The organism is Brenneria corticis, from assembly GCF_003115855.1.
In the GTDB taxonomy this organism is placed as follows: domain Bacteria; phylum Pseudomonadota; class Gammaproteobacteria; order Enterobacterales; family Enterobacteriaceae; genus Brenneria; species Brenneria corticis.
Genome location: NZ_KZ819082.1, coordinates 138,630 through 160,983, shown reverse-complemented (window position 1 = coordinate 160,983; position 22,354 = coordinate 138,630). Strand labels below are relative to the sequence as shown.

General features: G+C 61.8%; 14 protein-coding genes and 2 tRNA genes. 10 read left to right on the top strand and 6 right to left on the bottom strand.

What is annotated here, in order from left to right; translation table 11 throughout:
* Positions 1 to 40 precede the first annotated feature (40 nt).
* From DDT56_RS14385 to DDT56_RS14355, 7 genes are read left to right on the top strand one after another with little or no spacing between them, the layout of a single operon-like run.
* Entirely contained in the window at positions 41 to 1,027 is a 987-nt protein-coding gene (locus tag DDT56_RS14385; RefSeq protein WP_136167126.1) for an ABC transporter permease, read from the top strand.
* Positions 1,028 to 1,029: 2 nt separating this feature from the next.
* Positions 1,030 to 1,950, top strand: coding sequence for an ABC transporter permease (locus tag DDT56_RS14380; protein WP_136167125.1), 921 nt, complete (start codon positions 1,030 to 1,032; stop codon positions 1,948 to 1,950).
* A complete protein-coding gene (locus DDT56_RS14375; protein WP_136167124.1) occupies positions 1,947 to 3,683 on the top strand; it encodes an ABC transporter ATP-binding protein in 1,737 nt (578 codons plus the stop codon). The genes DDT56_RS14380 and DDT56_RS14375 overlap by 4 nt, the downstream gene beginning before the upstream one ends.
* 4 nt (positions 3,684 to 3,687) lie before the next feature.
* Positions 3,688 to 4,467: an SDR family oxidoreductase gene (locus DDT56_RS14370; RefSeq protein WP_136167123.1), complete on the top strand. Its 780-nt coding sequence runs from the start codon at positions 3,688 to 3,690 to the stop codon at positions 4,465 to 4,467.
* 26 nt (positions 4,468 to 4,493) lie between these two features.
* Positions 4,494 to 5,714, top strand: a complete 1,221-nt coding sequence (locus DDT56_RS14365) for a M20 aminoacylase family protein (RefSeq protein WP_136167122.1) — start codon at positions 4,494 to 4,496, stop codon at positions 5,712 to 5,714.
* A 24-nt stretch (positions 5,715 to 5,738) separates the two neighbouring features.
* Positions 5,739 to 6,422, top strand: coding sequence for a TetR/AcrR family transcriptional regulator (locus DDT56_RS14360; protein ID WP_136167121.1), 684 nt, complete (start codon positions 5,739 to 5,741; stop codon positions 6,420 to 6,422).
* Positions 6,423 to 6,464: 42 nt separating this feature from the next.
* On the top strand, positions 6,465 to 7,382 hold the full coding sequence (locus DDT56_RS14355) for a 4-hydroxy-tetrahydrodipicolinate synthase family protein (RefSeq protein ID WP_136167120.1): 918 nt from the start codon (positions 6,465 to 6,467) through the stop codon (positions 7,380 to 7,382).
* An 89-nt stretch (positions 7,383 to 7,471) separates the two neighbouring features.
* Here the strand turns inward: DDT56_RS14355 and DDT56_RS14350 are convergent, their stop codons facing one another.
* Together DDT56_RS14350 and mltA are read right to left on the bottom strand one after the other, a co-directional pair.
* Positions 7,472 to 8,185, bottom strand: a complete 714-nt coding sequence (locus DDT56_RS14350; RefSeq protein ID WP_136167141.1) for an oligogalacturonate-specific porin KdgM family protein — start codon at positions 8,183 to 8,185, stop codon at positions 7,472 to 7,474.
* A 335-nt stretch (positions 8,186 to 8,520) separates the two neighbouring features.
* Positions 8,521 to 9,693, bottom strand: a complete 1,173-nt coding sequence (mltA, locus tag DDT56_RS14345; protein ID WP_136167119.1) for a murein transglycosylase A — start codon at positions 9,691 to 9,693, stop codon at positions 8,521 to 8,523.
* Between the two features lie 289 nt (positions 9,694 to 9,982).
* Between mltA and DDT56_RS14340 the strand changes: the two genes are divergently transcribed.
* A tRNA-Met gene (locus DDT56_RS14340) sits at positions 9,983 to 10,059 on the top strand.
* Positions 10,060 to 10,104: 45 nt separating this feature from the next.
* Positions 10,105 to 10,181, top strand: a tRNA-Met gene (locus DDT56_RS14335).
* Between the two features lie 91 nt (positions 10,182 to 10,272).
* Here DDT56_RS14335 and amiC read toward each other — a convergent pair.
* On the bottom strand, positions 10,273 to 11,514 hold the full coding sequence (amiC, locus tag DDT56_RS14330; RefSeq protein WP_136167118.1) for an N-acetylmuramoyl-L-alanine amidase AmiC: 1,242 nt from the start codon (positions 11,512 to 11,514) through the stop codon (positions 10,273 to 10,275).
* 257 nt (positions 11,515 to 11,771) lie between these two features.
* Here amiC and argA point away from each other — a divergent pair, with 257 nt between their 5' ends.
* Positions 11,772 to 13,100, top strand: coding sequence for an amino-acid N-acetyltransferase (gene argA / locus DDT56_RS14325; protein ID WP_136167117.1), 1,329 nt, complete (start codon positions 11,772 to 11,774; stop codon positions 13,098 to 13,100).
* A gap of 27 nt (positions 13,101 to 13,127) precedes the next feature.
* Here argA and recD read toward each other — a convergent pair whose 3' ends face one another.
* Genes recD through recC form a run of 3 tightly spaced genes read right to left on the bottom strand, consistent with a single transcriptional unit; the run spans position 13,128 to position 22,353 of the window.
* Positions 13,128 to 15,164: an exodeoxyribonuclease V subunit alpha gene (gene recD / locus DDT56_RS14320; RefSeq protein ID WP_136167116.1), complete on the bottom strand. Its 2,037-nt coding sequence runs from the start codon at positions 15,162 to 15,164 to the stop codon at positions 13,128 to 13,130.
* Positions 15,161 to 18,859 (bottom strand): exodeoxyribonuclease V subunit beta, encoded by a 3,699-nt coding sequence (gene recB, locus DDT56_RS14315; protein WP_136167115.1) that lies wholly within the window; start codon positions 18,857 to 18,859, stop codon positions 15,161 to 15,163. Before recB ends, recD begins: the two co-directional genes overlap by 4 nt.
* Complete coding sequence (gene recC, locus DDT56_RS14310; protein ID WP_136167114.1) at positions 18,856 to 22,353, bottom strand: exodeoxyribonuclease V subunit gamma; 3,498 nt, start codon at positions 22,351 to 22,353, stop codon at positions 18,856 to 18,858. The genes recB and recC overlap by 4 nt, the downstream gene beginning before the upstream one ends.
* Position 22,354: the final 1 nt, after the last annotated feature.

Here is a 22,354-nt window from a genome sequence, read left to right as displayed (position 1 = left end):
TCCCCCGCCGCCACGGGGGGGAGCCTCATAAAGGTGAGTGATGAATAGATTAGAACGAATCGGGCGCGTATTGCGACGCACGCTGCTCCACGCGCTGCCGACGGCGATCGGCATCGTCATTCTGGTGTTTTTCCTGCTGCAGCTGGTGCCGGGGGATGCGGTCGACGTGCTGGCCGGCGAGTCGGGCAGCGCGACCGAAGCCACCATGGCCCATATGCGCACCCAGTTCGGCCTCGATCTGCCCATTCTGCAACAGCTGTACGCCTACCTGAGCAACCTGGCGCAGTTCAGCCTCGGCTTTTCGCCGCGCTACAACGCGCCGGTGATGGAGCTGATCATGTCCCGCCTGCCCGGCACGCTGTTCCTGATGCTGCTGTCGCAGCTGGTGGCTATCGTGGTGGGCGTTCTGCTGGGCGCCGTGATGGCGGTGTGGGCGGGAAAATGGCCCGATCGGCTGCTCTCGCTGTTGGCGCTGCTGCTCTATTCCACTCCCGGATTCTGGATCGGCCTGATGGCCCTGATCCTGTTTTCCGTCCACCTCGACTGGCTGCCGAGTGGGGGGAACATGACCATCGGCGCCAATCTGACCGGCTGGGCGCATCTCCAGGACATGCTGCGGCATGCCGTCCTGCCGATAGTGGCGCTCAGCAGCTTTTTTATCGCCATCTATGCGCGTCTGACCCGCGCGGCGATGCTGGAAATCGCCCAGCAGGATTTTGTGCGCACCGCCCATGCCAAAGGGCTGGCGCCGTTGCTGGTCACCGTTCGCCATATTTTACGCTGCGCCCTGCTGCCCATCACCACCGTGGCCGGCATGCATTTCGGCAACCTGCTGGGCGGCGCCGCCGTGGTGGAAACCGTATTCAGCTGGCCGGGGCTGGGACGTCTGGCGCTGGAAGCCGTGATGGCGCGCGATTTCAACGTGCTGCTCGGCGTGCTGCTGCTGTCGGCGTTTCTGGTCATTCTGGCGAACGTGCTGGTGGACTTACTGCAATCCTGGCTCGATCCGCGTATTAAGGTTCGCTGATTATGAATAACACTGTCCCTGACAAAGTCTCCCCCGAGGGGAACGGGGCCGCGGCGGCCACGCCATTGAAAACGCCCTGGCGCCCGTCGCCGGAAATCCGCGCGTTTATCCGCAATCCGGCGGGGATGTGCGGTTTACTGTTACTGCTTATCGTGTTTCTGATGGCCGCCTGCGCGTCGCTTATCTATCCCGGCGATCCGCTGGATATGGTGGCCCAGCCCTTTCTGTGGCCGGGGGAAGACGCCCAGTTTCCGCTGGGAACCGACTCGCTGGGGCGGAACGTCGCCGCCGGCATCGTCCACGGCTCGCAGGTTTCGCTGCAGATCGGTTTCTCCGCGGTAATCGTCAGCCTGCTGATCGGCACCCTGGTGGGCGCCCTCGCCGGTTATTTCGGCGGGCGGATAGACGATGTGCTGGTGCACATTACCGAACTGTTCCAGACCTTCCCGACCTTTCTGCTGGTGGTGGTGCTGGTCGCCATCGGCAGCCCTTCCGTCGGGCTGATTTCCGTGGCTATCGGCATTGCGTCATGGCCGACCATCGCCCGTCTGGTGCGTTCCGAATTCCGTTCGCTGCGGGAAAGCGATTTTGTGATGGCCGCGCGCAGCCAGGGCTTTTCCAGCCTGCGCATTATTTTTCAGGAGATGCTGCCCAACGCCCTGCCCTCGATTATCGTCACCACATCGGTGATGGTGGCGTCGGCCATTCTGATCGAATCGGCGCTGTCGTTTCTCGGCTTCGGCGATCCGAACCGGGTGAGCTGGGGCAGCATGATCGGCGCCGGCCGCGAGTCACTGCGTACCGAGTGGTTTCTCACCGTGCTGCCCGGCACCGTACTGGTGCTGACCGTGCTGTCGCTGAATCTGGTGGGCGACGCCCTGAACGATGCCTTGAATCCGCGCCTGCGGGGGAGAGACGTATGAAGCCGCTGCTGGAGATCCAGGATTTACGCGTCGCCTTTCCGGGGCATCAGGCCGTGCGCGGGCTGAATCTGACCATCAACGCCGGCGAGACGCTGGCGCTGGTGGGGGAGTCGGGCTGCGGCAAATCCGCCACCGCGCTGGCGCTGATGCGGCTGGTGTCCGAACCCGGCCGCATCAGCGGGCTCGTTCTGTTCGAAGGCCGGGATCTGCTCACGCTGCCGGACCGCCAGATGCGCCGGCTGCGCGGCAACGCCATCTCGATGATCTTTCAGGAGCCGATGACCTCGCTCAACCCGGTGTTATCCATCGGCCGGCAGATCAGCGAAACCCTGCAAGTGCACGAAAATCTGTCCACCGCTGCCGCGCGGGCCAGAGCCGTCGAACTGCTGGATCTGGTAAAAATTCCCGACCCCGCCCGCCGCGTGGACGATTTCCCGCACAACCTGTCCGGTGGGCAGCGTCAGCGGGTAATGATCGCCATGGCGGTCGCCTGCCAGCCGCGGCTGTTGATCGCCGATGAACCGACCACCGCGCTGGACGTCACCATTCAGGCGCAAATTCTGGAACTGCTGGATAATCTGCGCCATGAGCTTTCCATGAGCCTGCTGCTGATTACCCACGATCTCGGCCTAGTGGCGCAGTGGGCCGACCGCGTTGCCGTGATGTACGCCGGGCAAAAAGTGGAGGAAGCGCCGACGGCGCAGCTGTTCGCCGCCCCCGCGCACCGCTACACCCAGGGGCTGCTGGCCACTTCGCTGCATATGGAGGGGGAAGCGCATTACCACACCGCGCGGCTGGCGGAGATCCACCACCACACGCAGGGCGATGAAACCGCGTTCTCCCTGTTCACCCCGCCGCCGCTGCCCGAACGCATTCCGGATCGCAGCGGCCGGCCGTTGCTGTCGCTGCGCCATATCCGCACCGAATATCCGACGCCGCAGGGCGCCGTCGCCGCGGTGGACGACGTCTCGCTGGATATCTATCCCGGAGAAACGCTGGGTCTGGTGGGCGAGTCCGGCTGCGGCAAGTCCACCCTGTCGAAAACCATCCTGCGCCTGCTGCCGCCGACGCAAGGCCAGATCATTCTTGACGGCCAGGAGATCACCCGTCTGAAAGAGTCACGCCTGCAAGCGCTGCGCCGTCAGGTGCAGATGGTATTTCAGGATCCCTACGCCTCGCTCAATCCGCGCCACGATATCGGCCATATTCTTGAAACTCCGCTGATCGTGCACGGTCTCGGCAACCGCGTCGAACGCCGGCGGGCAATACGCGACATTATTGAGCGCGTCGGACTGCCGCAAAGCAGCCTGGAGCGCTATCCGCATGAATTTTCCGGCGGCCAGCGCCAGCGCATCGGCATCGCCAGGGCGCTGGTGGTGCGGCCGTCACTGGTGATTTGCGATGAGCCCGTTTCCGCCCTTGATGTCTCCATTCAGGCGCAAATCCTCAACCTGCTGGTTGAATTGAAGAATGAAATGGGACTCTCGCTGCTGTTTATTTCTCACGATCTCGCCGTGGTGCGCTATATCGCCGACCGGGTGATGGTGATGCAGGACGGGCGCTGCGTGGAAAGCGGCGACCATTACAGTATCTGGCACCAGCCGCAGCACCCTTACACCCGCAAATTGATCGACGCGGTGCCAAGCGGACAACGGGAAACCTCGCTGCGCCAACGGCGGATTCCCTCTAACGCCGCGCCGACGGTGGGCGAACGGTTAACTCAAGAGGTTTAATGGTATGGATCTTGGCATTCAGGGGAAAAAAGCGCTGGTATGGGGCGCGAGCCGGGGGCTGGGCAAAGCCGCCGCATTGCAGCTGGCGCGGGAGGGGGTCGAGGTGACGCTGCTGGCGCGCAGCGGGAGCGCCCTGCAGGACGCCCGGCAGGACATTTATCAGCAGACCGGCAACCGCCCGGCCGCCTTCGTCGCCGACATTACCACCGAAGCCGGGCGCCAGGCCGCGCTGGAAGCCTGCCCCCGGCCCGATATTTTGATTAATAACGCCAGCGGGCCGACGCCGGGGGATTTCCGCCACTGGCAGCGCGAACACTGGCTGGCGGCGCTCGACAGCATGATGCTGGGGCCGATTGAGATGATCCGGCTGACCGTCGACGGCATGAGCGAACGCGGTTTCGGCCGCATCGTCAATATTACCTCCCGCAGCGTGAAAATTCCCCAGCTTGAACTGGGCTTGTCCAACAGCGCCCGTTCAGGGCTGACCGGGTTTGTCGCCGGCCTGTCCCGTACGCTCGTTGAGCGCAACGTGACCATTAATAATATTCTGCCGGGGATTTTCGACACCGAGGGGCAGTGGCAGCACATCCGCTCGCTGTCGGAACAAAGCGGCCGGGACTTCGCCGAGATCCAGCGCGAGCGGGCCGCCGCCAGCACCGCGAAACGCTACGGCCGTCCGGAAGAGTTCGGCGCCGCCTGCGCTTTTCTGTGCGCGGCGCAGGCGGGCTACATCACCGGACAAAATCTGCTTATCGACGGCGGCAGCTATCCGGGCACGTTTTAAGCGCCGGCGCATACAGGAAACGCGTAATGACAGACTCAACCCTTACCTTTGTCGATCAAGGGGAGATGGAATCGGCCATTCGCCGCTTTTTACCGGAGCTGATCGCCATCCGCCATCATATTCATCAGCACCCGGAAATCGGCTTTGAAGAGTTCGCCACCGCTCAACTGGTGGCGGAAAAACTGACGGCCTGGGGGCTTTCCGTCGCCACCGGCATCGGCGGAACCGGCGTGGTCGCCACGCTGCGCGGCCGCTACCCCGGCGCAGGGAGCATCGGCCTGCGGGCGGATATGGACGCGCTGTACATCAGCGAAAAAACCGGCCTGCCTTATGCCTCGCGGCATCCGGGGAAAATGCATGCCTGCGGCCACGACGGCCACACCACCATGCTGCTCGGCGCCGCGCGCTATCTGGCGCAACACCCGGATTTCGCCGGCACGGTGCATTTTATTTTTCAGCCGGCGGAGGAAGGATTGGGCGGCGCGCCCGCCATGCTGAACGACGGCTTGCTGACGCGTTTTCCCTGCGACCGGCTGTTCGGCCTGCACAATAAGCCCGGCATCGCCGCCGGCCGCTTTTCCATTCGCAGCGGCCCGATGCTGGCGGCCAGCGACGTCTGGCAGGTAACCTTTCACGGCACCGGCGGGCACGGCGGTTCAGGGGCGCATTTATCCATCGACCCCACCCTGCCCGCCGCACAGTTTATGCTCGCCCTGCAAACCATTATCAGCCGCAACGTTCCGGCGATGGAAGCCGCCGTACTGAGCATCGGCCATATCCAGGGCGGCGATATCAATGCCCCCAACGTGATCCCCGACCGGGTAACGCTGAAAGGCACCGGACGCAGCTACTCCCCGGCGGTGCGCCAGCTGCTGGAAACGCGCCTGCGCGAACTGGCGCGCCACGCCGCCCAGGGCTTTGGCGCCACGGCGGAGGTGAGCTACCAGCATCAGTATCCGCCGCTGATTAACGACGCCCGGGTCACCGAGCTGGCGATCGCCGCCGCCGCGCAGGTCGTCGGCGCCGAGCAGGTCAACACGGCGATGACCCCGCTGTTGGGGGCGGAGGATTTTTCCTACATGCTGGAACAGCGCCCCGGCGCTTTTATGATGCTGGGAAACAGCGCGCAAGACGACGCGGAGGTGCGCCATCTGCACACCCCGCACTACGACTTTAACGATGCGTTGATTCCATTGGGTATCCGCTACTGGGCGACGCTGGTCTATCAGGAACTGCGGCCGGCTTAAACCACAACACGAAAAGGATGAATCATGGTGGCTTTAGTGAAAACCAACCAACAGAGCCAAGAGAAAGAGGCGGACATCAAGCAGCGCATCCTGCGGGAAGCGATCACCATCTTTGCCTGCAAAGGCAGCGAACTGACGACCATTCGTGAAATTACCGAGGCCACCAACGTCAATCTGGCGGCGGTGAATTATTACTTCGGCTCCAAGGATGGGTTGCTGCGCGCCGTGCTGGATGCGGTTCTCGGGCCGTTGAATGAGGAAAGGACGCGCCTGCTGGATGAGGTGGAGCAGACTTACGGCGCCGTCCCGCCCGTCGCCGCGCTGCTGGATGCGCTGTTGCGTCCGCTGGTCAAGACGGCCCGCACCCCCGACGGCGGACGCATCGTGGTTCGTCTGCTGCAACATCTGCGCGCCACGCCGGGGCTGGGGGTAACCGCCCTGCTTTCCGCCCAGTTCGACCACACGGCTCACCGTTTTATCGATGCGTTTTCCCGCGCGCTGCCTGAATTATCCCGCGAGGAGATTATCTGGCGCTATGAATTCGCCCGCGGCGCGGCGATGCACGTACTGACCGATGCGGATCCGCGCTCCGGCCGTCTGGCGCTGCTATCCAAAGGGCTGTGCGACAACAGCGACGACGATCGCGTTCTGGCGCATCTATTGCGTTTTGTCGAGGCGGGCTTTATCGCCGAGCCGCTGCAATCCTGATGCGTATTTATCCGTATATGACTAAACAGGCAGGAAAGAGAGATGAGTAGAGAAAAAATCACCGGGTCGTTCGTCGCCCTGATCACCCCATTTAATGAAGACGGCAGCGTCGACTTCGGGGCGTTTGAAACCTTATTGAAATTTCAGGAAGACCACGGCACCGCCGCCGTATTAATCATGGGGTCGACCGGGGAAGTCTCCATGCTTTCCGCGGAAGAGAGAAAAGAGATTATCCGCCGCACCACGCAATACGGCACCGATAAAATGAAGCTGTTCTACGGCTGCACCGGCAATAATACCGATACCACCATCGATTACGTGCGCTACGCCAAGGATAACGGCGCGGACGGCGCCATTATCGCCGCGCCGGCCTACATTTGCGCCAGCGAAAGCGACATCGAAAACTACTTTCTGGAGATCGCCGACGCCACCGACCTGCCGTTAGGGATTTATAATAATCCGCCGCGGGTGAAAACCGACCTGCACTGGACCTCGCTGCTGCGCATCTTTAAGCACCCGAACTACGTGATTCATAAAGAGTCCACCACGCGCGTCGGTCAGGTCGCCCAGGTTCTGGCGGGCAATCCGGACGTTTCCGTCATGTGCTGCGACTCGCCGAACCTCGGTCTGGTGGTGCCGACCATGTCGCTGGGCGGGCACGGCACCGCCAATATGACCGGCAACATCGCGCCGGCGGAGCTGGCGGAGATCTCCCGGCAGTGGAAAGACGGTGCCGACGCGGAACGCTTTCGCGCGGCCTATCAGCACCTGCTGCCGCTGCTGCACTATACCTATTCGGCGATCAACCCGGTGGCGGTAAAATCGCTGATGAAGGCGGTCGGCTTGCCGGCGGGCAGCCTGCGCCGGCCGCTGCGGGATTTGCAGGGCGAGGCGCTGCAAACCGGCGTGCGCATTGTCAACGAATTGGGATTAAGCGCCAAATACGGCTTTAAAATTTAATTTCCGCGTTAATTTAATCATGTGAAAAAGCCGTCTGAATATCAGACGGCTCGATTTTATCGCCGGAAACCATTAATGCTATAACCCTATTAGAAGTTATATTGCACCCCGACGCGATAACGCGTTTGACGATTATCGGTAGTGCCGGACTCAGGCACATTCGCCAACGCGACGTAAGGCCGCCAGTTTTTATCCCATTTATAAGACACTTTTAAATCATGGGCGAGACTGTAGTTTTCATTATCCGACAGTTTTACTCTGGCGGAATTTGCTTTTTGATAATCCAGTTCATACTCCGCCTGAAAATCTTTCAGGAAAGAATAGCTGACCACCGCGGTAAGATTGTAGCCATTCTCCGAGGTTGATCCCGTTGTACCGATATTACTGCTGATGCGCTTATAATAAGGACGATAGCGCAAACTGACCGCCCAGTCGCTGGTAATATTGGCTTTACCGCGCAAATAAGGACGATAGCTATTATAGCTGGAGGTGGAATCCAAAGATAATCCCGGCTCCAGGGAGAAGGTATCGTTAAATTTATACAGATAGCTGGCAATCACCTCGGTGCCGTTGCTCACCGTCTCGTTGAACGGCTTGTTCGGCGTGTCGTCGTTGTTGTGCTGGGCCCATCGGGCTTCGACGGACAAACCGAAACCATTGGCGAAACGGTTGGAGATTAACAGGCGATCTCGATGATCGGCTTTGGCGGTATCTTTAAACTCATGGCGATAATCAATGGTTACCGCCAGCGCATTAATACTGATTAAAGAAGCTATGGCAGTCGTCAATAATTTTAATTTCATCATTTTCCCCGAAATGTTATATAAGAGTAAAAAAATAAATAGCGAAAATAAACCAGATAGGCATTTACGAATTTATCGACACTAAAATCCCGCCTCTATAAGAAAGAAGAGGTTTTAGCTTGGAAAGATATCGTTCGAGTTAATATAATGCCGCAGAGGATATTACCATTTGGTTCATTTTTTCAAAGCGAATTTACTGTATTTGTTTAGCCAAAAAAACGCAAAGGATGAAGGGAATTAAAGAAATAATAAATAAAACTTAACCAAGAGTTAAAACAAACGCTAAAAATTACTCTCTCAGGGGCGATTCCCCTGAGAGAGCTTAGGCGGAGTCATTATTGCGCTGAATTATTAACCAGCAGCGGCCCTGAACTATTGTTATTTATTGTTTGACCGCCCTGAGAGGCGCTGAATAACATTCCATTGCTTTGAGTATTTTTCAATACCCATACCCGGCCATAGTGGTTATAGAACCCCGCCGCGTGACCGGCTTCATGCCCGATGCCCTGATAAATATCGAAGTGCTGGCCTTTGATCGCCCCGCCGACATCCAGCGCCACCATCAGACGCATCTCGTATTTGCCGGTGAACTTCCCTTCATTATCCAGTAAAGGCACCTCCGCCAGCAGCGCCGTGCCGGCGGGGATCAGCGAGCGATCGGAGGCCACCGAGGCCTTAGCCACCAGCGGTACCGCGCTCGCCCCCTTCACCGGCGACGTCATCATCGGTTTAAAGAACACAAAGGAGGGATTCTGTTCCAGCAGTTCGCGGACGTCGTACTCGGAGTGCCGTTCGGCCCATTTACGGATCGCCTGCATCGACATCTCTTCCCGTGCCACTTCGCCGCGGTCGATCAGCACCTTGCCGATACTGCGGTAGGCATGGCCGTTCTTGCCGGCATAGCCGAAGAACGTCAGCGGGCGGCCGTCGCCGAAATCAATATAGGCGCTGCCCTGCACTTCCATCATAAAGTTATCCAGCAGCGAGTTGGACCATGCCAGAACCAGTCTCTCGTCCAACGCGCCGGAATAAATTGACGCCCGATCCGGCAGGCGACGGTTTTTCTTGCCGCGGGAAGGCATGGCATACAGCGGATAGCGGAACTCCCCCTGACGGGTATGGCGGGCTTGCAGCACCGGGGTGTAATAGCCGGTAAACTGCACGTTGCCGAAGTTGTCCACCCCCTCCATCTGCCAGGCGCTGAGACCGAACTGGCTCAGTTCCCGGGTATCGGCGCCCGACATCATCCAGCGTTCTATCGCGTCAAAGGTGTTATTGTTGCTGGTATACAGGCCCGGCGATGCGGCTCTGATTTCGGAGACCTGGGTGACGAAATCCCTGGCGTTGACCGGTTTGCCCGCGGCATTCGGCTCATTCACCAGTTCCAAAGGCTGGTTGAGGTGTCCGTCCTTATATTGCTGCCCGCGATCGGTAGGTTTGGATTGGCACCCGGCCAGAATGGCAATGACGATACCGGTCAGCACGTATTTTCCCCAACATCCTCTCATCTTCTTTGCGCTCTCTTTATGACATCGACGGATCCACCGCCGAACGATAACAAACACCTATAGAGAAAGAAACGACGCAGATAAAAAATTGCAGGAGCCTTTCAGTCCGATGCTTTGCCATTAATGACCCCACCCCAAACGCCGCCCCCCACATTATAGAACCCTGCGCCATAACGTTTAAAAAATAATCCATCAGGCGGTAAATTCAACACCTGCGCGGGTTATGGCATATTTTTCACAGAAATAGGTTGCATAGAAACGGATGGGGAGTATAGTGCGCATCCACGGACGCGGGGTGGAGCAGCCTGGTAGCTCGTCGGGCTCATAACCCGAAGGTCGTCGGTTCAAATCCGGCCCCCGCAACCAATTGATGTGAATAGAACATCAAAAGCAGTACGATATCAAGACGGACGCGGGGTGGAGCAGCCCGGTAGCTCGTCGGGCTCATAACCCGAAGGTCGTCAGTTCAAATCTGGCCCCCGCAACCAATTGATTATCAGCATCACAAGAACACCCTGACGGGTGTTTTTTTGTGCCCTGCGATCCCTGGCGGTCCCCCTGCGAGCCGTCGCTTGCGCGCTAGACCCGCGCCTGGCTGTCGAAATAGGCTTTAATGCCGGCGAAAATGGATTCGGCCACCTGTTGCTGAAAACGGCTGGTGCGCAATTTGCGCTCTTCTTCAAGATTGCTGATAAAAGCCGTTTCCACCAGCACCGACGGAATGTCCGGCGCTTTCAGCACCGCAAATCCGGCCTGATCGACGCGATTTTTATGCAACCGGTTCACCTTGCCTAGCCGGGTCAATATTTCCCCGCCGAACTTCAGACTGTCGTTAATGGTCACGGTCTGGACCAGATCAAACATGGTGTGGTCGAGATAGCGATCGCCGCTCATGCTGACCCCGCCGATCAAATCCGATTCGTTCTGCGTCTGCGCCAGAAAGCTGGCGGCGCTGCTGGTCGCCCCTTTCTTCGACAGCGCGAATACCGACGAGCCTCTGGCCGCGCGGTTGGTAAACGCATCCGCATGAATAGAAATAAACAGGTCGGCCCGCTGTTTGCGCGCTTTGGCCACCCGCACGCGCAGCGGAATAAACACGTCTTCATTGCGCGTCATATACACTTTCATCTTGGGTTCGCGTTCGATCAACGCGCGCAGCCGACGGGCGATTTGCAGCACGATATCCTTTTCGCGGGTTTTATTCTTGCCGATAGCGCCGGGGTCTTCGCCGCCGTGACCGGGATCGAGCATGACCACCAGCGGACGGTCGCGCCCGGCTTTGCCCTGCTGCGGCGCCTCCGCCGGCAGCGTCCGCTCCAGATCGCCCTTGTTGTAATCCTCCAGCAGCGCCAGCAGCGGATCTTCCGCATTATCATAACGGCCGGCCAGCGGATAGAGATCCATCACCAGACGATGCCGGAACTCGGCAACCGGACTCAGGGTAAACAGCTTGGCGTCTGTCCCCTGTTTTAGCTCCAGCACCAGACGCACGGTATTTTTATCAAACTGGCCGATGCGGGCGTTTTTAATCAAGGGATCGTTCTGATGAAACTGGCTGGAGATGCTCTTCAGCACGCTGTTCAGGTGGATATTTTCGATATCCACCACGATGCGATCCGGGTTGCCGAGGGTGAACTGCCTATACTTGAGCGCAAGATTCGATTCCAGCGTGACGCGGGTATAGGAAGAGGAAGGCCAGACGCGCACGGCAATCACCTGCGCGGCGGCGGCCATGCCGATACCGCTTACACTTAACAGCCAGGTTGCCGCGGCGCTTTGCAACAGGCGCCGCCGAGTCAGATTGTGATTCGAATAAGACATGCAACTCCGATCTGATTACTGTGTCATTGGCCAATACGCAAAACAGAGCGCTAAAAATTTCGAAAACTTTACCCAATCTCCCTCCCTATGTCATTCAAAAATCATTTTTATGCATTACGCGCCCTATATTTCAGGCCCGTTGGGGGAAATTCTTAAATTATCCCTCCCCACTTTAGCCGGTTACTTACCCCTTGCGTTTTGTTTGATAAAGAATAAAAATACAAAAATTACGAATAAACATGCAAAAAGGAGTCACAGTGAAGGAGCGTAGTACAGAACTGGTGGAAGGCTTCCGCCACTCGGTTCCCTATATCAATGCCCACCGTGGCAAAACCTTTGTCATCATGCTGGGCGGCGAAGCCATTGAGAATGAAAACTTCGCCAGCATCATTAACGATATCGGGCTGCTGCACAGTCTGGGAATTAAGCTGGTGGTGGTGTACGGCGCGCGCCCCCAGATTGACAACAATCTGACCACGCATCACTACGAGCCGCACTATCACAAGAATATCCGCATCACCGACCGGACCACGCTGGAACTGGTCAAGCAGGCCGCCGGGATGCTGCAACTGGATATCACCGCCCGGCTGTCCATGAGCCTGAACAATACCCCGCTGCAGGGCGCGCACATTAACGTCGTCAGCGGAAACTTTATCATCGCCCAGCCCCTCGGCGTGGACGACGGCGTCGACTACTGCCACAGCGGGCGCATCCGCCGTATCGACGAAGATGCCCTGCACCGCCAGCTGGACAGCGGGGCGATTGTGCTGCTGGGCCCGGTGGCGGTTTCCGTCACCGGGGAGAGCTTTAATCTGACCTCGGAGGAAGTCGCTACCCAGTTGGCGATCAAGCTGAAGGCGGAGAAAATGATCGGCTTCTGTTCTTCGCAGGGGGTGATTAATGAAGACGGCAAGATCATTTCCGAGCTATTCCCGGATGACGCCCAGCAGCGCATTGAAGCCATGGAGCAGGAAGGGGATTACCAGTCCGGCACCGTCAGATTTTTGCGCGGCGCGGTCAAAGCCTGCCGCAGCGGCGTGCGCCGCAGCCATCTGATTAGCTATCGGGAAGACGGCGCGCTGCTCCAGGAGCTATTTTCCCGCGATGGCATCGGCACGCAGATCGTGATGGAAAGCGCCGAACAGGTGCGCCGCGCCACCATCAACGATATCGGCGGCATTCTGGAACTGATCCGCCCGCTGGAACAGCAGGGCATTCTGGTCCGGCGCTCCCGCGAGCAGTTGGAAATGGAGATCGACAAGTTTACCGTCGTGGTGCGCGACAATCTGACCATCGCCTGCGCCGCGCTCTACCCTTTCCCGGAAGAGAGCATCGGCGAGATGGCCTGCGTCGCGGTGCATCCGGACTATCGCAGTTCCTCGCGCGGCGACATGCTGCTGCAGAGAATCGCCGCCCAGGCGCGTCAGCAAGGGCTGAAAAAACTGTTCGTCCTGACCACCCACAGCATTCACTGGTTCCAGGAGCGCGGTTTTTTACTCGCGGAAGTGGAAATGCTGCCGAAGAAAAAACAGGAGCTGTACAACTACCGTCGCCGCTCAAAAATACTGGTGCTGGATCTGGTCTGAAAGCCGGGGCTGCCGTTGCGCGGCCGGCTAATCGAGCAGCAATCCGCCGGAGCGCAATACCCGCCGGTTCACCGCGTCGGTCAATACCCCGTCGTGCCGCTCTCCGCCGCCCAGGCTGAACCAATGGCGGGCGCGGGTGATGCCGGTATAGATAAGCTCTCTAGTCAGAATCGGGCTGAGATTGTCCGGCAGCAATAGCGCGGTATGGGCGAACTCCGAGCCTTGCGACTTATGCACCGTCATGGCGAACACCGTCTCCACCGACGGCAGACGCCCCGGCAATATCCAGCGGATCGCCCCCGAGCCGTCGCCGGCGGGAAACGCCACGCGGATGCCCGGCTTTTGCCCGCCGTCGGGCAGCCGCTGGGGCACCTCCAGCGCAATGCCGATATCGCCGTTCATCAGTTTCTGACCGTAATCATTGCGGGTCACCAGCACCGGCCGTCCCGGATACCAGTTGTGCCACGCGCCCAGCAGACCGGCGTCAAACAGCAGTTCGGCGATGCGCGCGTTCAGTCCTTCCACGCCCCAGGTGCCGCGACGCAGGGCGCAGAGCAGCTGGAACCGGCCGAAGGCCTCCAGCACCGCGGCGGCCCAGGCGTCGAACGCCGCCTGCGGCGCCCGCGCATCCGGCCGTTCGGCCGCCATCACCCGCAGATAGTGGCCGTAGCCCACCGGCGGCGCGATGCCCGCCCGCGGCGCGAAAGCGTCGGCGGCGCCGTCGATCACCCAGCGTCGCCAGGCGCCCGCGTCGCCGGGATCCAGGGTCAGGCGCGCCAGATCGGGGTAATCCTGTTGCCAGAGGCGCGCCAGCGCCTGGCCGTCGCCCTGATTGACCGCCGCCGCCAACTGCCCGATACCGCTGTCGGCGCCAAAACGGTGGCTGTAACGCAGCATGGCGATCGCCTGATCGAGCTGGCTGCCCTGCGGGTCGATCATCGCCTCGTCCGGCGCCGCTTCGGCCACCTCCAGCAGCCAGTCCCGCGTCTGCGGCAAATAGTGCCCCGCGGCGGCGCGGCGACACAGCTCTCCCAGCAGCGCCCCGGCTTCCACCGACGCCAGCTGATCCTTGTCGCCCAGCAAGATCAGGCGGGCGTGATCGGGCATGGCCGCCAGCAGCGCGGCCATCATCTCCAGATCCACCATTGAGGCTTCATCCACCACCAGCACATCCAGCATCAGCGGATGTCCGGCATGATGACGGAAATGGCGGGTATCCGGGCGGCTGCCCAGCAGGCGATGCAGGGTCACCACTTTGCTGTCGATATCCTGCAGCTCGAGCCCCAGCTCCGCCAACGGCAGATGCGCCATCGCCCCGGCGATGGATTCGTTAAGGCGCGCCGCCGCCTTGCCGGTGGGCGCCGCCAGGCGGATACGCAGCGGCTGCCCGCGGGTTTCCAGCGCCAGCGCCTGCAACAGCGCCAACAGCTTCACCACCGTGGTGGTTTTACCGGTTCCCGGCCCGCCGGTGATAATACTGAACCCGCTGCCCGCCGCCAGCGCGCAGGCCAGCTTTTGCCAGTCCGTGCGCCCGCCGTTATTTCCCTTAAACAACAGGCTTAACAAACGACGCAGCGTGGCGCGCGGCAGCTCGGCGCGCCAGCGGGCGCCCTGCGCCAGGCGCTGCTCTATCGCCGTGCGCACGTCCTGCTCATACTGCCAGTAGCGGCGCAGATACAGACGGTGGCCGCGCAAGACCAGCGGCGTATTGCCCGCCGCCTCCGCCACCAGCAGGGGATGTCGTCGCAGCGCCGCCAGCCAGTTTTCCAGCGACACGCCCGCCAGCGCCTGCTCCGGCGTGGAGATATGGTCGTTGCCGCGATCGCCTTCCGGCGGCAGCGCCAGCGCGAAGGCGCTGTCGTTCAACGCCGCCGATAAATCGAGGCAGACGTGCCCGCGGCCCAACTGGTAGCTGACCAGCGCCGCGCCCAGCAGCAGCAACGGGTCAACGTCCGCGGATTCCTGTTGCAGAAACAGCGCCAGCGAGCGATCCAGCTCGCGCAGCCAGCCGCACTCAACCCACCGATCCAGTAACGCCAATACGCTCTCGTTGGTCATTTTCATACCTTGGCCGCCTTATCGGCGCTAAACAGCCGCTCCAGCGACTCAATCAGGGATTTGTCCGGACGCTGGGGGCAACCGCCGCGGCTCGCGGCCTGGCCGCCGCGCAGAAACAGATACAGCGCGCCGCCGACGTGACGATCGTAGTCGTAATCCGGCAGGCGTGACTTCAGCAGACGATGGAGCGCGAACAGGTACAGCGTCAGTTGCAGATCGTAGCGGTGATCGAGCATCGCGCGCGCCATGTTGGCCTCGTCGTAATCGGCGGCTTCCGCCCCCAGCCAGTTGGACTTGTAATCCAATACGTAATAGCGCCCCTGATGCTCAAACACCAGATCGATAAACCCCTTCAACATGCCGTTCAGTTCATCCGGCAGCAACGTCGCGCGCGGCGCGCCGTCCAGCGTCGCCGCCCTGACGTAACCGTCCAGCCGCTGGGTATTCACCTGGCTGAGGGAGAACCAGAACTCCATTTCAACCTGATACTGTGATTGGTTCAATCCGGCCAGCGTCATCGCGCCGGCGGCATGGTCATCGTTATGCGTCGGCATCGGCAGCGGCTGGTTGATCAAGGCCAGCAGCCAATCCGTCAGCGTCGGGATCCAGTGCTGCCAGCCGCGGCGGTTACAGCGGCGTGCCACCTGATCCTCAACCCGCGGGCGATCTTGCGCCAAAGCGGCAAACCCCTCCCGCCCGGCCCACTCCAGCAGCCCATGGAGGAAATTGCCCGGCGCCGCGCCGCGCGGAAAGCCGTACAGATCGTTGCCCGCCGCTGGCAGCGTTAAACTCGCGCCGACCTCCCGCGCTTCGCTGAACGTCTCCTGCGCGGCGCTCTGTACTTCCTGCTCCGGCGCGGCGACGGCGTCCGCGTCGACGTAGCTGCCCTGCGGGGCGATTTTCAGCCCGGAATAGCTGGTAATACGCCAGCGATGGCCGCGGATATCCCGCAGCGCCGGCTCGGCGGCGAGCGCCAGTGTATGCTCTTCACCGCGGTAAACCTGCGCTTCCGACGGCGCCAGTCGCCGCACCTCGGCGGTCGCGCCATACAGTTCCAGCAATAGATCCGCCAGCTGCGCCGGCTCCATCGCCTCCCCGGCGTTAAGCAGGTAGCCGGCGGCGCTGTTCTCCGCCCCTTTCGGCCACGCCATTCCCAGCCATATGGCATGGCGGGCGCGGGTCAGCGCTACGTAGAACTTACGCAGGTCTTCGCCCAGGCGCTCACGGTCGGCCAGCTGCAGCTGCGCTTCGCTGCCGTTTAGGGACAGCTGCAGATTCCCCTGGTCGTCGTGCCATTTCAGCGGCGAGTCCTTAGCGCTCACCGCGCGGAACGAGCAGGCGAAGGGCAGGAAAACCAGCGGATACTCCAGCCCCTTGGATTTATGCACCGTCACCACTTTTACCAGCGCCGCGTCGCTTTCCAGCCGCAGTTTGCGCGCATCGCCGCTCTGATTCTCGTCCTGCCGCTGTTCGGCCAGATAGCGGATCAGCGCATGGTCGCCGTCCAACTGCCCGCCGGCCTGCTGCAACAGTTCCGACAGGTGCAGCAGATCGGTCAGCGCGCGCGAGTCATTGGCGGACAGCAGGCGGCGCGGAACGTCGAAATCCCACATCAGCCGGCGCAGCATCGGTAACACGCCCTGTTTGCGCCAGCATTTCTGATAGCGGTGAAACTGCTCTACCCGGCTCTCCCACTCCTGCTCGTCGTGGTTGAGCCTGTCGAGCTGCGGCCAGCTCAGCCCCAGCGTGGCGGTGCCCAGCGCCGCGCGCAGCAGGCGGTCGTTTTCCGGTTCGGCGCAGGCCGCCAGCCAGTATTGCAGTTCGCCGGCCTGCGGGCTGGCGAAGACGGATTCCTTATCCGAGAGATAGACGCTGCGTACGCCGCGCGCCTTCAACTCGTCCCGCACCGCCTGCGCCTCGCGGCCGGTGTTGACCAGCACCGCCATATCGCCGGGCCGCACCGGCAGAAGATCGTTTCCCGGTGCCGCAAATCCGGCCTGGCGCTGTTGCCCCAAACGCAGCAGCCGCACGATTTCATCGGCGCAGGCCGCCGCCATTCGCCGCCGGTAATCCGTTTTCGACAGCGGCTCCGGCTCGTCAACGCACAGGAACGTCATGGCGCCGGCTTCGGCATCCTCCACCAGCCAGCGTTCATCCCGTCCTTTGGCCCGCACCGCCATAAACGGCACCTGATTCTCCCCGTCGCCGCGGCGGAACAGAAAAGCCCCGGCGCCCAGCGAGCGCGACTCCGCCAGGGAAAACACCTGATTGACGGCGTCGACCATCGCCCGCGTGGAGCGGAAGTTGGTGGTCAGCGTGTAGTGCCGGCCGGCGGTATCGCGCCGCGCCCGCAGGTAGGTAAAAATATCCGCGCCGCGGAAGGCGTAAATCGCCTGCTTGGGATCGCCGATCAGGATCAGGCCGTACTGGGCGTCGTTTTCCTTCACCCGGTAAACGGCGTCGAAAATGCGATATTGCAGCGGGTCGGTATCCTGAAACTCATCGATCATCGCCAGCGGGAACTGCTGGCGGATCATCTGCGCCAGCCGCGGGCCGTTCTCGCTGTTCAGCGCCGCATCCAGTCGGACCAACAGGTCGTTGAATCCCATCTGCGCCCGCCGTTGCTGCTCCTGCTGAAAGCGCGCGGCGACCCAGCGACAGGCGTGCCGCAAGACGCCGCCGCGGGCGTCGGGCAGGTTTTTCAATTTTTCCGGCAGGGTTTCCATCGCCGTCAGCGCCGGGTGATCGGGCGGCTGGCCCTGTTTCCAGCATTCGAGCAGGCCGGCCGGCGTCAGGCGCGTCCAGCCGGTGCCGATATCCAGCGTTTCGTCCGCGCCGTTCGCCCAGGCCTGCAATTTTTCCAGCCAGGGGAGGAAATAGCGCGCCTGAAGCTTGCGTCCGTCGACCACTTTGGCGGCCACGGCGCCTTCCAGCAGGGTGCGCAGTTCCCCGCACCAGACGTCCCAGCCGCTTTTCAGCGCCGCCAGCTCCCGCGCTTTTTCCTCGCGCGTCTGCGCAAACACCTGCCGCGGCGGCGTGACGGCGCCCAGCAAATCCACGTGTTCCAGCAACGGCGTCAGGCTGCGGTAAAGCGCGTCCGGCTCGCTCCACCAGTTGCGCAACGCGGCGATATCCTCGACGTCGAGGGGGAAAAAGAAGGTGCGCCAATAGTCGCGCACCACCTCCAGCAGCAGTTCGCTCTGGTCGGTTTCCAGCGTTTGACTAAACAGGCTGTCGCTGTCGAACGCGTGCTCGCCCAGCATGCGGTTACACCAGCCGTGAATGGTGGATACCGCGGCTTCGTCCATCCACTCGGCCGCCAGCTGCAGCTTGCGCGCGCAGCCCGGCCACTGTTCCGGCGGGTATTCCGCCCGCAGGTCATGCAGTAAATCCTCGTTCGCCGGCCGCGGCGCCACCTCCTGCGGCGAGCGCTGGAAATAACCGGCGGCCTCCGTCAACCGGGCGCGGATGCGGTCGCGCAGCTCTTTGGTGGCCGCATCGGTAAAGGTGACCACCAGAATTTCCGGCGGCGTCAGGGGGCGCGCAAAGGCCCGCTCGCCGCCGTGCCCCAGCACCAGGCGCACATACAGCATGGCGATGGTGAAGGTTTTGCCGGTGCCGGCGCTGGCCTCGATCAGATGGCTGCCGCTCAGCGGGAAATTCAGCACATCCAGCGGGGAAGGCATGGTTTGGGCGTTCATTCGCGGGCTCCTTGACGACTGCGGGCCGAGTTCGCCTTTACGCTGTGGTACAGCGGAGCGAGCAGCCGTTGCGTCCATTGCGCGAATTCGCCCTCCGCCCACAGCGCGGCAAAGCTCGGCCAGGCGCGGGACAGGTAAGGGTTGTCGCCCAGTTCGGCGAATTTGTTATTCTGCGGGTCGTGATCTTCATAGCAGGCGCGCGCCGCGCCGCCCGCCTCGCCGTCCGGCGGCGTTGTCGGCTCGCCGCCGCGATCCAGCCAGCAGAAGCCGGTTTTCGCCGCCAGCGGCAGCGGACGCCGCATCCCCTCGCGCCAGGCGGCGATCAACGCCTGCCAGTATTGCCGCGCCTGCTCAATCTCAAGCGGCGCCAGATGGACGGTGCCGTTTTTACTGACAATCACGCTGGACATCGGCTCGCCGCCAAGATGCCCGGCCAGATGCGCCACCCAGAAGGCCGGCAGCCTCTCCCAGCGGTAGCTGCGCTTTTTCTCGTTCATCAGGCCGCTGCTTTCCAGCACCAGCCGGCAACGCCTGCCGTCATCATCGCGGCGTAGCTCACCCAGCCAGTCTTCAAGCGGCGCCTCGCTCAATACCAGCTGTTCCGCCGGCAGCGGATGGGGCCAGCGCGCCAGCTCCTGCGCATAGCGGGCGAAGATATCTTCCATCGGCTCGGCCAGCGTCTGTTCCAGTACGCGGGAAAACCCGCCCGGCGCCAGCTCGCCGCGGCGGGCGATGCGCTCCAGTTGCTGTTGCAACGCCGGCTCACGCGGCATGCCGCGCTGCACCGCCGCTTTCTGCACCTGAATCAGCTCGTCCTGCAGGCGCCAGTTTTCCAGCGCATTGATGGCGAAGGGTTCCTGATCGTTGCTCGCCGGGTCCTCCAGCTCGAAGTAAATATTCAGCCGCTGGCGAAAGAAGCTGCGCACCGGATTACGTAAAAAGTCAGCCAGTTGACGCAGCGTCAGCGCCCCCTCCTGCTGATAGTCCGCCAAGTCCTGCGTTTCGCTTTCCCGCGGCGTTTCCGGCAGTAAGCCGGCGCGCCATTCGCGCGCGTAGCTGAACAGCGGGTTATCGGCGGTAAAGTAATCCTGGTTGAACGGCTGCAGACGGTGCTCCACCGTCAGCGCGGCGAGCAAATCGCCGCCGCCCTCTTGCCGCCAGCCGGCGGCGAGATGATCGCGCAGCTGCGCCACCAGCACCGACGGCGGACGCTCGGCGTTGTCGTGAATGCTGCGCCCCACCCAGCTGATATACAGCCGCTCGCGCGCCGACAGCAGCGCTTCCAGGAACAGATAGCGATCGTCCTCGCGGCGCGAGCGATCGCCGGGGCGATAGTCCCGCCCCATCAGGTCGAAATCGAGCGGGATGCGGTTGCGCGGATAGTCGCCGTCATTCATCCCCAGCAGGCAAACGTGGCGGAAAGGAATGGCGCGCATCGGCATCAGGGTGGCGAAGGTCACCGCGCCGCCGAAAAACGGCTGGGTCAGCCCCGGTTGCGCAAACAGCCCCAGCCAGTGCTCCCGCACCACCGACAGCGGCAGGCTTTGCTCCAGCGCCACGCTTTCGCAGGCGTCCAGCCAGTTTTGCAGGCCGTCCTCCAGTTGCCACAGAATAAAGCCCTCGTCGCCGTCATCGGCGACGAAAAACATCGCCAGCAGATCGCGCAGGCGCTCGCCCCACTCCATCGGGGTCGCCGTCCGGCACAGCATTCTCCAGGCCTGTTCCAGACTGTTAAGAAAGCGCGCCAACTGCCCGGCCAGCGCCGCGTCGAGCCCGCCGACCTCGTCCAGCGGCTCAATATCCCGCCACGCCTCGCCGCCGCCCACCGCATACCCCAGCAGCATGCGGCGCAGGCCGAAGAACCAGCTGTTTTGCGCCGGCGCCTGCGGTAAATCCAGGCTTTGCCGCTGTTCCGCATGCAATCCCCAGCGTACGTTGGCCGTGCGGATCCAGCGTTGCAGCAGCGGCAGTTGCTCTTCGCTAATGGCAAAACGCTGCCGCACGGCGGGCACGTCGAGCAGATCGAGCAAATCGCTTACCGCGAAGCGCGACTGCGGCAGATTCAGCAAGCGCTCCAGGGCTCCCAGCAGCAGGCTGTTCTGACGCGCCCCGCGATCGGCCACGCTAAAGGGGATATAACGCGCATCCTGATAGTCCGTCAGGCCGAATACCGCCTGAATATGCGGGGCGTAGCCGTTGATGTCGGGCACCATCACGATAATGTCGCGCGGGCGCAGGGCGGCGTCCGCGGCAAACGCCGCCAGCAGTTGGTCGTGCAGCACTTCCACCTCACGCTGCGGGCTGTGGGTAATATGAAAGCGGATCGATTGATCGCGCGGGAGGTCGACCACCGGCCACAGCGCCCGGCTTTCCGCCAGCGGGCGCAGCTCGCGGATATCATCCTGCAACTGATGCAGCAGCGTATCCCCGCCGTTTTCCTCAAACAGGTCGATACGCGCTATTTCCGGCAGCAGCAGCGATTCATACCGTTCGCGCTGGTCGTATTCATCCAGCAGGCCGATATAATCCCGCCCCTGTTTTCCCCACGCCGCCAGCAGCGGATGCGCATGCTGGTGCAGCTCTTCCTCGGCGATGACTTCGGGCATGCCCGGTTTGCGCTGCTGGCGAATGCGCTCGGCGCGCAGCAGATCCTTGTCGGCAATGATATTGCCCCAATAGTGTTCGCACGGGTTGTGCACGCACATAAACACCTGGGTCCAGCGCCCGATGGCCGCCAGCACCTCCAGCGCCTGCTGCGGCAGAGAGGAGATACCGAACACAATGACGCGCGCCGGCAGGCCCGCGGGCCGTTCATCATCGCCCCGCTGTTCCGCCTGCGCCAGAAAACGCTGGTGCAGCGCCGCCCGGCTGGTTTCCGACAGCGCTTCCCCGGCGTCGTCCAGCAATGCGCGCCACAGCAAAGGCTGCCAGCTCTGCTCTTCCGGCAAAGGCTCCCGGCCGCGGCGGCTGGTATTCAGCACGTCACTGCCGCTTGCCCAGTCGGCCAGCCAGTCGGAGCGGTACACCTGATACTGGTCGAACAAATCGGCCAGCCGTTCGGAGAGCTGATAAAGCTTGCGCCGGTCGTCATCCTGTTGCAGAAAACGCGCCAGCGGGGCAAACGCCGGTTGCGCCAGCAGCGACGGCAGCAGGCGCATCAGCCGCCAGATCAGCAGGGGCTTGTCGAACGGCGAGGAGTCGGGCACCCGCTCGCGCCCCAGCACGGCCCGATAGACCTGCCAGAAAAAGCGCGCCGGCAGCTGGATATCCAGCGCCGCGGCCACGCCGCAGCCGCCGTCGTCCGCGTCGCGTGCCAATGCCAGCTTCAGCCATTGTCCGATGCCGTTGCTCTGTACCAGAATGACCTCATTATCGAGCGCCGGCAGCGGGTGAGCGGACATCCATGAGACCAGCACGTCGCGCAGCACTTCGGAATGATTGCCGTGAATCACCATCATTCCGGGTTGTAGGGCATTTTCGTTCGTCGAAGCCATA

Bases quoted from the DNA above. Each gene is read 5' to 3' on its own strand.
- DDT56_RS14385 (WP_136167126.1), top strand. From the start codon at position 41: ATGAATAGATTAGAACGAATCGGGCGCGTATTGCGACGCACGCTGCTC.
- DDT56_RS14380 (WP_136167125.1), top strand. From the start codon at position 1,030: ATGAATAACACTGTCCCTGACAAAGTCTCCCCCGAGGGGAACGGGGCC.
- DDT56_RS14375 (WP_136167124.1), top strand. From the start codon at position 1,947: ATGAAGCCGCTGCTGGAGATCCAGGATTTACGCGTCGCCTTTCCGGGG.
- DDT56_RS14370 (WP_136167123.1), top strand. From the start codon at position 3,688: ATGGATCTTGGCATTCAGGGGAAAAAAGCGCTGGTATGGGGCGCGAGC.
- DDT56_RS14365 (WP_136167122.1), top strand. From the start codon at position 4,494: ATGACAGACTCAACCCTTACCTTTGTCGATCAAGGGGAGATGGAATCG.
- DDT56_RS14360 (WP_136167121.1), top strand. From the start codon at position 5,739: ATGGTGGCTTTAGTGAAAACCAACCAACAGAGCCAAGAGAAAGAGGCG.
- DDT56_RS14355 (WP_136167120.1), top strand. From the start codon at position 6,465: ATGAGTAGAGAAAAAATCACCGGGTCGTTCGTCGCCCTGATCACCCCA.
- DDT56_RS14350 (WP_136167141.1), bottom strand. From the start codon at position 8,185: ATGAAATTAAAATTATTGACGACTGCCATAGCTTCTTTAATCAGTATT.
- mltA (WP_136167119.1), bottom strand. From the start codon at position 9,693: ATGAGAGGATGTTGGGGAAAATACGTGCTGACCGGTATCGTCATTGCC.
- amiC (WP_136167118.1), bottom strand. From the start codon at position 11,514: ATGTCTTATTCGAATCACAATCTGACTCGGCGGCGCCTGTTGCAAAGC.
- recD (WP_136167116.1), bottom strand. From the start codon at position 15,164: ATGAAAATGACCAACGAGAGCGTATTGGCGTTACTGGATCGGTGGGTT.
- recB (WP_136167115.1), bottom strand. From the start codon at position 18,859: ATGAACGCCCAAACCATGCCTTCCCCGCTGGATGTGCTGAATTTCCCG.
- recC (WP_136167114.1), bottom strand. From the start codon at position 22,353: ATGGCTTCGACGAACGAAAATGCCCTACAACCCGGAATGATGGTGATT.